Here is a 14,302-nt window from a genome sequence, read left to right on the forward strand (position 1 = left end):
TTTTCACCGCCGTATGCACCTTGGAGGTGGTCGCCCCCCCGATCAGCAGCGGTATGTCAAAACCTTCGCGCTCCATCTCGGCGGCCATATGGGCCATCTCGTCAAGGCTGGGCGTGATAAGGCCGGACAGGCCGATGATATCGACGTTTTCCTCCCGCGCGGTTTGCAGGATCTTTTGCGGCGGCACCATCACGCCAAGGTCGATGATCTCATAGTTGTTGCAGGCCAGAACCACGCCGACGATGTTTTTGCCGATGTCATGCACATCGCCCTTTACGGTGGCCATCAAGACCTTGCCGGCCGATTGCCGCCCCTCGCCGCCGTTCAGCCGTTTCTCCTCTTCCATATAAGGCAAAAGGACGGCCACGGCCTGTTTCATCACACGGGCGGATTTGACCACCTGCGGCAGGAACATCTTGCCCGCGCCAAAGAGATCGCCAACGACGTTCATCCCCGCCATCAGCGGGCCTTCGATCACATGCAGGGGGCGCTCGGCGGCAAGACGGGCTTCTTCGGTATCGGCCTCGATGAATTCGGTGATACCATTGACCAGCGCATGTTCCAGCCGCTTGTCATTGGGCCAGTCCCGCCACGCCAGATCGCGGACCTTCTCCTCGCGCGCGCCGCCACCACGGAAACGTTCGGCAACCTCCAGCATCCGTTCGGTCGCATCCTCGCGCCGGTTAAGGATGACATCCTCACAGCGTTCCCGCAGATCGGGGTCGATCTGGTCGTAAACCGCAAGCTGACCCGCGTTGACGATGCCCATATCCATCCCCGCCTGAATGGCGTGATAAAGGAAAACGGCATGCATCGCCTCGCGCACAGGTTCATTCCCGCGGAAGGAAAATGACAGGTTCGACACCCCGCCCGAAACATGGGCATAGGGCAAATTGGCCCTGATCCAGCGCGTTGCCTCAATGAAATCTACGCCGTAGTTGTTATGTTCCTCAATCCCGGTGGCAATGGCAAAAACGTTGGGGTCAAAGATGATATCCTCGGGGGGAAAGCCGACCTCATCCACCAGAATACGGTAGGCGCGGGTGCAGATCTCTATCTTGCGCGCGCAGGTATCGGCCTGTCCCTGTTCGTCAAAGGCCATGACCACGACCGCCGCCCCGTAGGCAAGACACAGGCGGGCATGGTGGCGAAAGGCTTCTTCGCCTTCTTTCATGCTGATGGAGTTGACGACGGATTTGCCCTGAACGCATTTCAAACCGGCCTCGATCACCTCCCATTTCGATGAATCGATCATGATCGGTACGCGGGCGATATCGGGTTCCGACGCCACGAGGTTCAGAAAATCAACCATCACCGCCTGTGAGTCGATCAGGCCTTCGTCCATGTTGATGTCGATGATCTGCGCGCCGTTTTCTACCTGATCGCGTGCCACATCCAGGGCGGCGGTGTAATCGCGGTTGGTAATCAGCTTGCGGAATTTGGCAGAGCCGGTGACGTTCGTCCGCTCACCCACGTTCACAAATGGGATGTCGGGGGTCAGGACAAAGGGTTCCAGACCGGAGAGGCGAAGATAACGGGTCATGCTGCTTCCTCTTGGCGGATTTTGCGGGGGGCGAAGGGGGCAACGGCCTCGGCAATCGCGCGGATATGGTCGGGGGTGGTGCCGCAACAGCCGCCCACCACGTTCAGCAGGCCTTCCTCGGCAAAGCCTGCCAGTTGGCTTGCCGTCGCCTCGGGGCCCTCGTCATATTGGCCAAAGGCATTTGGCAGCCCGGCATTGGGATAGGCGCAGGTGAAGGTATCAACCACCGCCGCCAGTTCCGCCATATGCGGACGCATCGCCGCCGCCCCCAGCGCACAGTTGAGGCCCACGGTAAAGGGCCGCGCATGTTTGACCGAATGCCAGAAGGCGGTGGGTGTCTGCCCCGAAAGGGTCCGGCCCGAAGCATCGGTGATGGTGCCTGAAATCATGATCGGCAGGCGGGTTCCATGGGCCTCAAACGCCTCAAAACAGGCGAAAATGGCGGCTTTGGCGTTCAGCGTGTCAAAAACTGTTTCGATCATGATGATATCGGCGCCGCCCGCAATAAGCCCGCGGATCTGTTCGCCGTAAGCGACGCGCAGATCATCAAAGGTCACGGCACGAAAGCCCGGATCGCTGACATCAGGCGAAAGGGACGCCGTGCGGTTCGTTGGCCCCACAGCCCCGGCGACATAGCGGGGCTTGCCGTCAATCGCAGTGGCGCGGTCCAACGCGCGGCGCACAATGCGTGCGCCTTCTGCGTTCAGGTCGGGCACGGCGGCTTGTAACCCGTAATCGGCCTGCGCGATGGTGGTCGCGGAAAATGTATTGGTCTCGACAATATCCGCACCGGCCATGGCGAAATCGAAATGAATTTCTTCCAGCGCTTTGGGCTGGGTCAGGATCAACAGATCGTTGTTGCCCTTTTGCGGATGGTCGGTGTGATGGCGACAAACATGCCCCGAGGCAGTGCCTGCATAATCCTCTTCGGCCAGATGCAGGGACTGGATCTGGGTTCCCATGGCGCCGTCAAGGATCATGATACGCTCGCGGGCGCTGGTCTCGAGGGCTTGGAAAACGGGTGAAAGCGGAAGGGGCACGGCAGAATCCTCAGGTTGGGGTCTGGCGTGTTCTATGCTGTCTTTAACCGAAAGTGAAATTCATGTTTCTTGTAAAGATTATGAATAATATCGGATGTCGGGGCGCGGGCAGGGTTCTGACCCGCCCCGACCTTCAGAAAATCAGCTTAGAAGGTCAGCCGGATCTCGGTCCCTGTGATCTCGGTCAAGAGCCTGCGGTTTTGATGCGCGATCTCGGCGGCAAAAAGGGCAAAATGCACTTGCGCCGGCGTCAGGTCAGGGGTCGGAGCCGACAGGCTGTCCCAAAGCGGGGGATCAATGCGCAGGCGTTCTGCTTGTGCGGTGACATGGATCTTGCTTCCCTCAAGGCTGATCTTGACGCGCCCGCCATAGGCCAGCGCGGTTTCGCAACACATGATCGCAAGGAAGGCCAGCTTTGCATCCGCCCGCGAGACATCCGTCGTCAGCGCCCAATCCAAAGAGACCCGCGCCCCCTGACTGGTGTCGGCCAGTACCTTGGAAATCTCGGTCCGGCTGAGGCGCTGTTCACTACTGGACAGACCAAAGGCGATGCGGAAAAACCGGATGCGTGCATTTGCCGAGGCCACGCTTTCGGCAATCAGGATCAATTCCGGCGAGGGTGTGCTACCTTCCATCATCAGCAGTTCTACACCATTGCCGATGGCCCCAATCGGGCTGATAAGGTCATGGCAAATACGAGAACCAAGAAGCGCTGTAAGGTCGGTTTGGTCGGTCATGGATCGTCCTGTCTGGAGGTAAGAGAATGAATTATATGTTAGAGCCGGGGATGCTTGTGCGGCATCCGCAACAGCTCGACTGGGGTGTGGGGCAAGTGCAATCACGCGTGGGCGACCGGATTACAGTGAACTTTGAACATCAGGGCAAAGTGACGATTGACGGGCGGATCATTACGCTGGAACCGGTTTGGAGTGTTGATCATAAAGATTAATGCCGGGGTTCGGGAAGTTCAACCTGTGATTGCACGTCCATTTCCTTGCTGTTGCAAAGGAATGGAGGGCGACTTAGGTATGGCACGCAACGTAACGATGGGGCGATTATGCAGCAGAGCGACCGACATTTCACCTTGCGTCTGGCGGGTGACAGTCGTGACCTCGCGGCGGCGCAGCGCCTGCGGTATCGGGTATTCGTAGAGGAGCTGGGCGCGGATGGTCCCTTGGTGGACCATGATGCGCGGCTAGAGTGCGATGCCTTTGATGAGGTGTTCGACCATCTTTTGCTGATCGACACACGGCGCGACGCGGCGCAGATGGAGGATGTCGTGGGCGTTTACCGCCTTTTGCCGGGCGCGCCGGGGCAGCGGTTCTATTCCGAGGATGAGTTCGACATTTCGGCACTGAAGGCATCGGGCAAGAGGTTGCTGGAGCTTGGGCGCTCTTGTGTGCATCCCGATTATCGTGGCGGGGCGGCTATGTTTCATCTGTGGAACGCACTGGCGGAATATGTTTTGGCCCGCGACATTGAGGTGATGTTCGGGGCAGCCAGTTTCCATGGCACCGATGCAGATGTGCTTGCGCAGCCTTTGGCAAATTTATACCACAACCACCTTGCGCCCGAAGATTTGCGGGTGCGGGCAATCGGGCCAAACGCGCAAAGGATGGACCTGATCGGCGCGCAGGATGTCGACCGGGTTGCGGCGATGCTGGGCACGCCTGCGTTGATCAAGGCGTATTTGCGGCTTGGCGGTTTTGTTGGCGAGGGGGCCTATGTCGATCATGCCTTTAACACCACGGATGTGTGTCTGGTGATGGATACCGGCCAGATGTCGGCGCGCCACCGCCGCTTTTATGAGCGCAAACAAGCATGACCATGTGGAAAGAGGCCCCGCCACCCGCCTCTGCGATCACGCCGCTTGGATGGTTGCTGGTGGTGTTGCGGCTGGTGCCCTTTGCGGTTGTTACCTATGGCGGCTTGCTGCTCTTGCTGATTGTGCGTTTGTTCGAGGTGCCTTTGGCCAAACACGCGCGCCCCGTGACGCCCTATATTACCCAAGCGGTCTGCAAGGCGGCGCTTTGGGTCATGGGGGTGCGGCTGCATATCAAGGGGGAGCCAATGCGCGAGCGGGGGGCGGTGGTGGCCAATCACGCCTCATGGCTGGATATTTTTGTGCTCAACGCCTGTGATCGGGTCTATTTCGTGTCCAAGGCCGAGGTTGCGCGCTGGCCGGGTATCGGCTGGCTCGCCCGCGCAACGGGGACGGTTTTCATCACCCGCGATCCGGCGCAGGCCCGTCGCCAACAGGCTGAGTTCGAGGCCAGATTGCGCATGGGGCATCGCTTGCTGTTTTTCCCCGAAGGGACGAGCACGGACAGCCTGCGGGTTTTGCCGTTCAAATCCACACTGTTTGCGGCCTTTTTCACGCATGGGATGGAGGCGGTGATGCATATCCAGCCGGTCTCGGTGCGCTATCGCGCGCCAAAGGGGGCGGATGCGCGGTTCTATGGCTGGTGGGGAGATATGGATTTCGCGCCACATTTGCTGCGCCTTTTGGCGCAACCCCGGCGCGGCACGGTGGAGGTGACCTTTCACCCCCCCCTTGCTGTTGATGAGTTCAAGAACCGCAAGGATCTGGCCGCGCAATGTGAGGCGGTGATCCGTGCGGGTCATGCCGGTGTTATCCCAAAGGCTGCAACAACGCCTTGAGCGCGTCACTGGCATTCTCTGTGGCCCAGATTTCACTGCCGATGCCAAAGAAATCAGTGACGGGGCCGTATTTTTCGACCAGCTCCACCGTCAACGCGCCCTCGGCGACGACGGGGACTTCGATCATCGCGGACCACCATTCGAACAATTCGAAATCCACGCTGCTGCCATCGCCAAGGGTGCTGTCCCCGACCGGCCCGAACGAGATGTAGTCCGCCCCTGCCTCGGCCGCGTTCATGCCGTCATGACGGGTGACGCCGCAAAAAGCACCGATGATCGCATCCGCGCCCATCTCGTCGCGCATCTTGCGGATGCTCTTGCGGGTGTCGGTCAGATGCACCCCGTCCAGCCCCAAGCGACCGGCCAAAAGCACGTGGTTTTCCACCACGATCGGCACGTCGCGGGCATGGGCCACCTCACGCAGGGCGTCGCCGGCACGTGACAGGCTGTCCTCATCCCGCTCGGCAAGGCTAAGGCGCAGGCAAGCGATTTCATGCGTGTCCAGCACGGATTTGAGCTGTTCGGTAAAGCTGCCCAGTTCAAAGACAGGCGGCGTGATAAGATAGATTTGCGGGCGCTCGGCTTCGACCATGATGGATACTCCTGATGTCTGAAGGTCGCTTTAGCGCAGATTTTCGGCCTTGGCTACGCGTGGTTTGTCGATTGTGCCACCGGCGCCTGCTTGTCATCGCAGGGGCGCGGGCGTATCAGGCGCGGGCATATCCGCAACGCGAAGGCCATGGTGATGACAGATGATAATGAGACACAGGTTCCTGTGATCGATCAGGTGCCGCCGGCCTTTGTGCTGGTGCGCCCGCAAATGGGGGAGAACATCGGCGGGGCTGCGCGTGCCATGCTCAATTTCGGGTTGGAGCGGCTGCGCGTTGTCGATCCGCGCGACGGCTGGCCCAACCAGAAGGCGGTGGCGATGGCATCGGGCGCGGGGCGGCTGTTGGATGAGGCGGGGCTTTTTGGTGATGTGCAATCCGCGATTGGCGATTGCGATTACGTCTTTGCCACCACGGCGCGGGGGCGCGAACTGACCAAACCGATCATGACCCCCGAGGCCGCAATGGCCCGTGCGCGTGCCCTTGTGGCGGCGGGCAAAAAGGTTGCTGTGATGTTCGGCCCCGAACGCGCGGGCCTTGAGAATGACGATGTGGTGCAAGCCAATGCAATTATCACGGTGCCGGTGAACCCGGATTTCCCCAGCCTGAACCTTGCGCAATGTGTTTTATTGATGGGCTATGAATGGGTGCGTCAAACACAGGAAGTGGTGCCTGAGGTGATGGGCTTTAACCGCACCGAATTTGCCAGCCGGGTTGAGGTGGAAAAGCTGGGCGATCATTTTGAGGAAAAGCTGGAGGCGGCGGGGTTTTTCTATCCGTCGGCCAAAGTGCCCGGGATGAAGCAAAGCCTGCGCAACATGTGGGGGCGGCTTGGCCTGAGCAAGGCCGAGGTGGCGACCTTTCACGGGATGCTACGCCAAATCGCGCGACATCTGGACAAGTAAAAAGGGGCCGGTTGCGCGGCCCCTTTGCATCCGTTCAGAACGAAAAGCGGCGCACAAGACCGATGCGCAGGCTGACATTGTTGTTTTGCCCTGCTGCACGATGGGTGAGGATTTCGCATCACCCAGATATTTATCCCAACGCAGCGCCCCGTCGATGCCCCAAGCGTCATTGACGGCATAGGTTGCCCCCAATTCGACCCCTGCGGACAGCGCGCCACCGCTGGCAGAATGGGCGGCAAAACCGCTTGCGGTCGACTCGGCGGCACTTACGCCGAAATAGGTGTCGGCATAATCGCTATCGCCAAAGAAAACCCGTGGACCTGCGCGCAGTGTCAGTTTTTCATTCGGGTGGACAACGGCATTGGCGCCCAGTTCGCCGACCCAGGCGTGGTGGCCGATGGCACCGTAGCGCACATCTGCAAAGGCCTCAAAATTGCGCTGGGTGTAGCCAAGGCCAAGGCCCAGCTCTGCGGTGGCTTTTACGTCATTCATGCCGGCCAGCTCAGGATCGTCGGTGGCGGTACGCTTGGCGATATAGCGAAAAGAGCCGCGCAGCCCCAAGCCGTATTTTACCGCCTTAGGGTCGGTGGAGCCAAAGCTCCGTCCGCCGGGCAGCGCCAGATATTTCAGGCTAAAGGCGAAATCGGGTCCAGCCTCCAGATCCTTGGCACCGAAATAGGCGGGGGCGCCGGCCACACCAGCGCGCAGGGTAAAGGCCAATTTGGGCGCTTTGACCGGCGGCAATGGCTGAACCACCTGCGTGTCGGGGGCCGTATCAAGGCTGCCTGCAAATGCAGAAAAAGGTGCGGCAACAAGGGCAGCGGCGAGGGCGATGATTCTCATATTTGATCCCATCTGAGATTGGCAGCTTTTTAAGTTTCGCTCTTTTAGGGATGATGCAGGCGCTTGCATAGCACCAAGATAAACAGGCGTTGCGGCGTTGTGGAAATGTCGCAATCAAGGCGCCTAATTCTAAATTCTGCGGTGCATTCCCTTGCGGCCCGTGTCCGCAGGGTCTTGAAGCGGCGGGGGGAGCGGCCTAACCTGCGCCCCGATACGAAGGCCTGACCATAGCGAGATATTCATGACCGCAAAACGCAGTATTTTCGAAGAGGTGGGAGAGGGCGCCAAGCCCAAGGGGCCCACCGGCGGCATGATTGCGCGCAAGGACGCAGGTGCGCGGGGCGGAATAAGGCTGTGGCTGATCGTGTTGTTCGCGCTGGTCATGGCGATGATCGTCGTGGGCGGCTTGACGCGGCTGACCGACAGCGGCTTGTCGATCACCGAATGGCGGCCCGTTACCGGGGCGCTGCCGCCGATGGATGCCGCCGCCTGGGAGGCAGAGTTTGAAAAATACCGCGCCATCCCCGAATACCAGCTGCAAAACAAGGGTATGACGCTGGAGGCCTTTCAGACCATCTATTGGTGGGAATGGGGGCATCGCCAGCTTGGGCGTGTGATCGGTCTTGTATGGGCCGTTGGCTTTTTGGGCTTTCTGGTCGCCCGCAAGATCCCTACCGGCTGGAACGGACGCCTGATCTGGATCGGGGCGCTTGGCGGTTTGCAGGGTGCGATCGGCTGGTGGATGGTGTCCTCGGGTTTGGGCGGGGATCGGGTCGATGTGGCCTCTTACCGTTTGGCCACCCATCTGGGGCTGGCCTTTGTGATCCTTGGCTTCATCGCTTGGTACGTGTTTTTGCTGGGGCGGAGCGAGGGAGACTTGCTACAGGCGCGGCGCGTGCGGGAGAAAAAGCTCTTTGGTCTGTCGACCGGCTTGATGCATTTCGCGTTTCTGCAAATCCTTTTGGGCGCGCTGGTTGCGGGCATTGATGCGGGGCGCGGTTTTCCGACATGGCCTGATATGAACGGTCATTTTTTCCCTGCGGATGCGTTTTATGTGCCTGATGGCAATGGCGGTAGCCTGCCCCTGTGGCATGCGTTTTTCGAGAATGCCGGCTTGGTACAGTTCATCCACCGGATGAGCGGCTATCTGTTGTTTGTCTTTGGCATTGTTGTCTGGCTGCGCGGGCGCAAATCGGCGCATCGCACAACCCGCCGCGCCTTTGATTGGGTGATGGTGATGATGTTCGGGCAGGTCGTGCTGGGCATCGGGGCGGTTTTGACGGCGGCACAATTGCATGTCGCGATTTCGCATCAGGTCGGGGCGATTATTCTTTGGGTGTTGATCCTGCGGGCGCGCCATCTTGCACAACATCCCCGTCAGGGATCGATCCGGAAAGGCACGGCATGAACATCCGCACCAAAGCATATGATGAATTGATGGCCTTTCAGCGCCAGACAGAGGCGCTTGGTCAGGTTGCGGGGCGTCTGGATTGGGACCGCGAAACCACTATGCCGCGCGGGGCCGCCGGTCAGCGAGCCGAGGAATGCGGTGCGCTTGAGGCGGTTTTGCACGCCCGCCGCACCGACCCGCGCCTTGGGGAGTGGTTGGATGAGGCCGAGGCCACAAGCGATGTCGCCCGCGCCAATCTGCGCCTGATCCGCCGCAGCTTTGAGCGGAACTCCAAAATCCCGGCCGCCTTGGCCGAAGAGATTGCGCGCGTCACCTCGACCGCCCAAGGCACATGGGCCGAGGCGCGGTCGACCAATGATGTGGCGGGTTTTCTGCCCAGCCTCGCGCGTGTAATCGAATTGCGGCGTGAAGAGGCGGCCTATTTGGCACAGGGCGGTGATCTTTATGATGCGCTGATCGAGGAATATGAGCCGGGTGCCACCGCGGCCAGCCTTGGCGGGATGTTTGACCGGATGCGCCCGCGTCTGGTTGAACTGCGCGGCGCGGTGCTGGATGCAGAATATCAGCCCGAACCGATGGAGGGCCGATTTGAGCGCGCAGGCCAGATGCGTGTCTCGCGTGAGCTTGCCAGCGCCTTTGGCTATGACTGGGACCGGGGGCGGATGGATTTTGCGGTGCATCCGTTTTCATCCGGCTCGGGGTCTGATGTGCGCATCACCACGCGGGTGGTCGAAAGCGATCCGTTCAACTGTTTCTATTCCACCGTGCATGAGGTGGGCCACGCCTGTTACGAGCTGGGGATCAACCGCGATTACGCGCTGACCCCTTTGGGGGCCGGTGCCTCGATGGGGGTGCATGAAAGCCAAAGCCGGATCTATGAGAACCAGCTTGGCCGCAGCCGCGCCTTTACCGGCTGGCTGATGGGGCGGATGCGGGCCAATTTTGCCGATTTCAACGCCAAGGATACGGATGCGTTTTATGCTACCGTGAACAAGGTCCGCGCGGGCTATATCCGCACCGAATCCGATGAGGTGCAATATAACCTGCATGTGATGATGCGCTTTGATCTGGAACGCGCATTGGTGTTGGGCGATCTTGGCGTGCGCGATCTGGAGGCCGCCTGGAATGACCGCTTCAAGGCGGATTTCGGTTATGTCGTGGATCAGCCTGCCAACGGGATGTTGCAGGATGTGCATTGGGCGGTGGGGCTGTTTGGCTATTTCCCGACCTATACTTTGGGCAACCTCTATGCGGGCTGTTTGCATCAGGCGATGCGCGCCGCGATCCCCAAGCTCGACAGCCAGCTTTCGGATGGGGATACCTCGGCGGCAACGACCTGGCTGCGTGAGAATGTGCAAACCCATGGCGGGCTTTATGAGCCGCGCGAGGTGATCACGCGGGCCTGCGGGTTTGAGCCGCATGAAGGCCCGTTGCTGGATTATCTCGAAGAGAAATTCCGCGGCATTTACAAGCTGTGAGTTTTGGCGCGGGGTCAGCCCCCGCGCCGATGTTTAGCTGTGCCAGTCGGGTTTGCGCTTTTCGATAAAGGCGCTGATCCCCTCGTCGGTATCGCGCAGCATCATGTTTTCCACCATCACCGCACCGGCATGGGCATAGGCATCAGCCAAGGGCAGCCCCGCCTGATCGTAAAAGGCGCGCTTGCCGATACGCACGGCGGCGCCCAGTTTGCTGGCCACGGTTTGCGCCAACGCCAAGGTCTCGGCCTCCAGTGCTTCGGGGGCGGCAATGCGGTTGATCAGCCCGATTTCCTGTGCGCGCGAGGCGTCGATAAACTCCCCTGTCACCAGCATCTCAAAGGCATGTTTGGCCGCGACGTTGCGGGTCAGGGCGACCATCGGCGTGGAACAAAACAACCCGATATTCACCCCGTTCACTCCGAAACGCGTTCCTTGGGCGGCCACGGCCATATCGCAACTGGCAACCAATTGGCAGCCTGCCGCTGTCGCAATGCCGTGCGCCTGTGCGATCACGGGCTGGGGCAGGGTGGTGATGGCCTTCATTACATCAGCACAGCGCGCAAAAAGATCGGCAAAATAACCCGCCCCCTTATCGGGATTGGCGCGCCCTGCCTGCATTTCCTTCAGATTATGGCCCGCGCAAAATACTTTGCCCGCCCCGCGCAGGATCACAACACGGGTTTGCGGGTCCTGCGCCAGACGCCCCAACTCTGCGTCAAGGGCGGCCAGCATCGCATCGGAAAGCGCATTCAGGCTTTGGGGTGTGTTCAGCGTCAGCCGCGCGATGCCGCCTGCAAGATCCTCACGCTGTAAAATCGTGTCGGTCATGGTATTTGTGCCTTTCCTCTTCCCCTTGGTTCGGGGCAGTTTACCCATGCAGGGGCAAAGAGAAAGGGGACGTTGATGGCAATAGTGATGCAGCAAGGGGCGTTGACGGAGTTTCTGGCGCGCGAGTTTGCGCAGGTGGCCAATGATTTCTCTGTCACCCGCGTCGAGGAAGACCTGCTGGAGGTGCGCCTGAATGTGGCTGATCGTCATTTGCGGCCCGGCGGCACGGTTTCGGGGCCGTCGATGTTTGCGCTGGCGGATGTGGCGGTTTACCTGGCAATTCTGTCACGGCTTGGGCCGGTGGCATTGGCCGTGACCACCAATTGCAGCATCGATTTCATGCGCAAACCCGCTGCGGGCCGCGCACTTGTTGCACAGGCGCGGTTGCTCAAACTGGGGCGTGTCCTGGCGGTGGGGGATGTGCTGATCTATTCCGAAGGTACCGCCGCCCCCGTGGCGCGGGCGGGGCTGACCTATTCGATCCCGCCCGAAACGAAGGGCGGCGCGTGACCGGATTTCACGGTCCTGCCCGTTTGCCTTATCCCTTTACCAGCTTGAGGGCACCTTCGACCTGTGCGCCGCTTTCGATGGTCAGTGTTTCATAAGTAATCTCGGCGGTGACCTGTGCGGCCGACCGCAGGGTCAGCGCGCCGCTGTCGATCTTGCCGTGCAGCCGTCCGCGCAGATCTACGGTCTTGGCGGCGACATTGCCTTTGATCGCGCCTTCATGGCTGACGATCAGGCTTTCAGAGGTGATAGAGCCGTCGACCTCTCCCATGACTTCGATACTACCTTTGGAAATGATATCGCCGGTGACCTTCAGGTCAGAGGCGAGAACGGATTTTCCATTGGTGCTGGCGGCGCTAGACATTCATAAATTCCTTATTGGTCCGGCATGCCGGAAAACCCTGTTGGCGCGATAAAAGGACGAAGCCGCGGTACGGGTCAACCCTATCATAGAGGAGATGGTCGGTTTTCTGCCGAAACAGAGTGTTGGCAATGCTTGACCTAAGGGGGGTCGCCTTGCCTATAGTTGGTAAAAACAGGGGCGGATTATGCAGGCAGATCTGATTGTCACCAATGCGCGGATTCTGACGATGGATCCGGCGATGCCAAGGGCGCAGGCTGTTGCACTCGGGTGCGGGCGGATTATTGCGGTTGGCGCGCGCCGCGATATCGAGGCACTGGCCTGCGCACAGACGCGGGTGATTGATGCCGCAGGCCGCACGGTTCTGCCGGGCTTTGTCGAAAGCCATCTGCATCTTGTGCTTGGCGGCGCCGAACTGGCGCATCTTCAGGTCGGCGGGATCAGCGGGTTGGAGGCCTTGTGCGCTGCCTTTGCCGATTTCGGTGCCAGAAATCCGGATGCGCCGCTGTTGATGGCGCAGGGAGCAGGCTATGCCATGTTGGATCACCCGATGACACGCGCTGATCTGGATCTGATAGAGGCGACGCGCCCTATTGCGATGACCTCGGCGGATCATCACACTGTCTGGGCCAATACCGCGGCCCTTAGGGCGGCGGGGATATTGCATGGCCATAAGTGTCCGCACGGACATGAGGTGGTGATGGGCGCGGATGGCCTGGCGACGGGTGAGCTGCGTGAGTTTGAGGCCTTTGCCCCCGTCATCGCCCTTGGCGGCGAGGCGCGGCTGAACCTTGGTATCGCCACCGGAGAGGAGCCAAGCCCATGGCCAAGCGAGGCCGAGCTGGCGATTGACCGCGCCAAGGTGGCGGCGGGGCTGGCCCATTGTGCGGCGCATGGCATCACTTCGATGGTCAATATGGATGGCAATCGTTTTACACTGGAGCTGCTGGACGGCTTGCGACGTGAGGGGCGACTGACCGCGCGGGTTAAGGTGCCGTTTCATTTCAAGCCACATATGGATCTTGCAGCACTTAACAGGGCCGAGGCTTTGACGCGTGACTATAACGACGACTGGCTGCAATGCGGTTTTGTGAAGATATTCATGGACGGGGTGATCGACAGTCGCACGGCCTATATGCTCAATGATTATCCCGGCTGTCGGGGGCATCGCTCGGAACCTTTGTTTCCGGCGGCACGATTTGCGGAGCTGGCGACCGAGATCGACAGGCGCGGGTTGCAGATTGCGGTGCATGCGATCGGCGATGGGGCCGTGCGTAATACGATTGACGGTTACGCCGCGGCTGTGCGTGCCAATGGCCGCCGCGACAGTCGGCACCGTATCGAACATATCGAACTGATCGACCGGGCGGATATTCCGCGGCTCGGAGCGTTGGGAATCGTTGCCAGCCTACAGCCCCCGCATGCCCCCGGCGCGATGGATTTTGCGATGCAGCCCGCGATGGATATGATCGGCGCTGCGCGCTGGCGCGATTCCTATCTGTGCCGCAGTTTGGTTGCGAAGGGGGCAAAGGTCGCCTTTGCCTCTGACTGGCCGGTGACAGATGTCTCGGTGATGCGAGGGCTGGGGGCATCGCAAACGCGCCCCACCTATGACGGGGCAGTTGATGAACGCTTGGACCTGATGCAAAGTCTGCACGCCTATACGGCGGGCGGGGCCTGGGCCGCGCATCGTGACGGTGTGACGGGGACCTTGCAGGCGGGGCTCGCGGCAGATCTGGTCATGCTTGATGGGGATATAGAGCAGGTCGAGTCGTCGAAGATTGATTCCCTGAGTGTTTTTCTGACGGTTTGCGGTGGTGAGATTGTGTATTCGGTCTGATTCCCTGTCTGGATTCGTAGATTTTCGTTTATTGATTCGTGATTTTGGTTTTGTGTTCTCATTTTTTGTGCGCTGATTTTTTGTTTGTTGTGCTTTTTTTTGTTAACTTTTTCCTTTGTGTGTTGGTGCTTTTGTATTGTTGTCATGTTTTTGCAATTTTTGCTCTTGCGGGTTCTGGGGAGTTTGCCTAAAAGCTGCCTTACCGAAACGAAGACGGTTGGAAACGACGGGATGCGGGACGGCGGCGGACTTGGAAGGGTTTGCGGATTATTGGAGG

The 14,302-nt window shown here is 59.8% G+C and carries 15 protein-coding genes; 8 read left to right on the forward strand and 7 right to left on the reverse strand.

Annotated features, from left to right (window positions below):
• The 3 genes from AKU94_RS00400 to AKU94_RS00410 all read right to left on the reverse strand — a co-directional run.
• A partial coding sequence (locus AKU94_RS00400; protein ID WP_198144791.1) for a dihydropteroate synthase occupies positions 1–1,543 on the reverse strand: 1,543 nt, incomplete at its 3' end.
• Complete coding sequence (locus AKU94_RS00405; RefSeq protein ID WP_050525399.1) at positions 1,540–2,523, reverse strand: homocysteine S-methyltransferase family protein; 984 nt, start codon at positions 2,521–2,523, stop codon at positions 1,540–1,542. The genes AKU94_RS00400 and AKU94_RS00405, both read right to left, overlap by 4 nt.
• A gap of 206 nt (positions 2,524–2,729) precedes the next feature.
• Entirely contained in the window at positions 2,730–3,320 is a 591-nt protein-coding gene (locus AKU94_RS00410; protein WP_050525400.1) for a histidine phosphotransferase family protein, read from the reverse strand.
• 26 nt (positions 3,321–3,346) lie between these two features.
• Here AKU94_RS00410 and AKU94_RS00415 point away from each other — a divergent pair, with 26 nt between their 5' ends.
• From AKU94_RS00415 to AKU94_RS00425, 3 genes are all read left to right on the forward strand, one after another.
• Complete coding sequence (locus AKU94_RS00415; RefSeq protein ID WP_050525401.1) at positions 3,347–3,532, forward strand: DUF3553 domain-containing protein; 186 nt, start codon at positions 3,347–3,349, stop codon at positions 3,530–3,532.
• 108 nt (positions 3,533–3,640) lie between these two features.
• On the forward strand, positions 3,641–4,408 hold the full coding sequence (locus AKU94_RS00420) for a GNAT family N-acetyltransferase (protein ID WP_050525402.1): 768 nt from the start codon (positions 3,641–3,643) through the stop codon (positions 4,406–4,408).
• Entirely contained in the window at positions 4,405–5,244 is an 840-nt protein-coding gene (locus AKU94_RS00425) for a lysophospholipid acyltransferase family protein (protein ID WP_050525403.1), read from the forward strand. Before AKU94_RS00420 ends, AKU94_RS00425 begins: the two co-directional genes overlap by 4 nt.
• Here AKU94_RS00425 and AKU94_RS00430 read toward each other — a convergent pair.
• Entirely contained in the window at positions 5,216–5,836 is a 621-nt protein-coding gene (locus AKU94_RS00430) for a thiamine phosphate synthase (protein WP_050525404.1), read from the reverse strand. The two genes, AKU94_RS00425 and AKU94_RS00430, sit on opposite strands and share 29 nt — an antisense overlap.
• A 153-nt stretch (positions 5,837–5,989) precedes the next feature.
• Between AKU94_RS00430 and AKU94_RS00435 the strand changes: the two genes are divergently transcribed.
• Complete coding sequence (locus AKU94_RS00435; RefSeq protein WP_050525412.1) at positions 5,990–6,757, forward strand: RNA methyltransferase; 768 nt, start codon at positions 5,990–5,992, stop codon at positions 6,755–6,757.
• Here AKU94_RS00435 and AKU94_RS00440 read toward each other — a convergent pair.
• On the reverse strand, positions 6,725–7,600 hold the full coding sequence (locus AKU94_RS00440) for a MipA/OmpV family protein (protein ID WP_198144792.1): 876 nt from the start codon (positions 7,598–7,600) through the stop codon (positions 6,725–6,727). The two genes, AKU94_RS00435 and AKU94_RS00440, sit on opposite strands and share 33 nt — an antisense overlap.
• A gap of 241 nt (positions 7,601–7,841) precedes the next feature.
• Between AKU94_RS00440 and ctaA the strand changes: the two genes are divergently transcribed.
• Positions 7,842–9,008: a heme A synthase gene (gene ctaA, locus AKU94_RS00445; protein WP_050525406.1), complete on the forward strand. Its 1,167-nt coding sequence runs from the start codon at positions 7,842–7,844 to the stop codon at positions 9,006–9,008.
• Positions 9,005–10,489 (forward strand): carboxypeptidase M32, encoded by a 1,485-nt coding sequence (locus AKU94_RS00450; protein ID WP_050525407.1) that lies wholly within the window; start codon positions 9,005–9,007, stop codon positions 10,487–10,489. The genes ctaA and AKU94_RS00450 overlap by 4 nt, the downstream gene beginning before the upstream one ends.
• A gap of 33 nt (positions 10,490–10,522) precedes the next feature.
• Here AKU94_RS00450 and AKU94_RS00455 read toward each other — a convergent pair whose 3' ends face one another.
• Entirely contained in the window at positions 10,523–11,317 is a 795-nt protein-coding gene (locus AKU94_RS00455; protein ID WP_050525408.1) for an enoyl-CoA hydratase, read from the reverse strand.
• Positions 11,318–11,392: 75 nt separating this feature from the next.
• Between AKU94_RS00455 and AKU94_RS00460 the strand changes: the two genes are divergently transcribed.
• Complete coding sequence (locus AKU94_RS00460) at positions 11,393–11,827, forward strand: PaaI family thioesterase (RefSeq protein ID WP_050525409.1); 435 nt, start codon at positions 11,393–11,395, stop codon at positions 11,825–11,827.
• Positions 11,828–11,855: 28 nt separating this feature from the next.
• On the opposite strand, the gene AKU94_RS00465 is transcribed toward AKU94_RS00460, so the two are convergent.
• Entirely contained in the window at positions 11,856–12,188 is a 333-nt protein-coding gene (locus tag AKU94_RS00465) for a bactofilin family protein (RefSeq protein ID WP_050525410.1), read from the reverse strand.
• A 184-nt stretch (positions 12,189–12,372) separates the two neighbouring features.
• Here AKU94_RS00465 and AKU94_RS00470 point away from each other — a divergent pair, with 184 nt between their 5' ends.
• On the forward strand, positions 12,373–14,025 hold the full coding sequence (locus AKU94_RS00470; protein ID WP_050525411.1) for an amidohydrolase: 1,653 nt from the start codon (positions 12,373–12,375) through the stop codon (positions 14,023–14,025).
• Positions 14,026–14,302: the final 277 nt, after the last annotated feature.

The sequence above is a fragment of the Pseudorhodobacter aquimaris genome, assembly GCF_001202025.1.
Taxonomy (GTDB): Bacteria; Pseudomonadota; Alphaproteobacteria; order Rhodobacterales; family Rhodobacteraceae; genus Pseudorhodobacter; species Pseudorhodobacter aquimaris.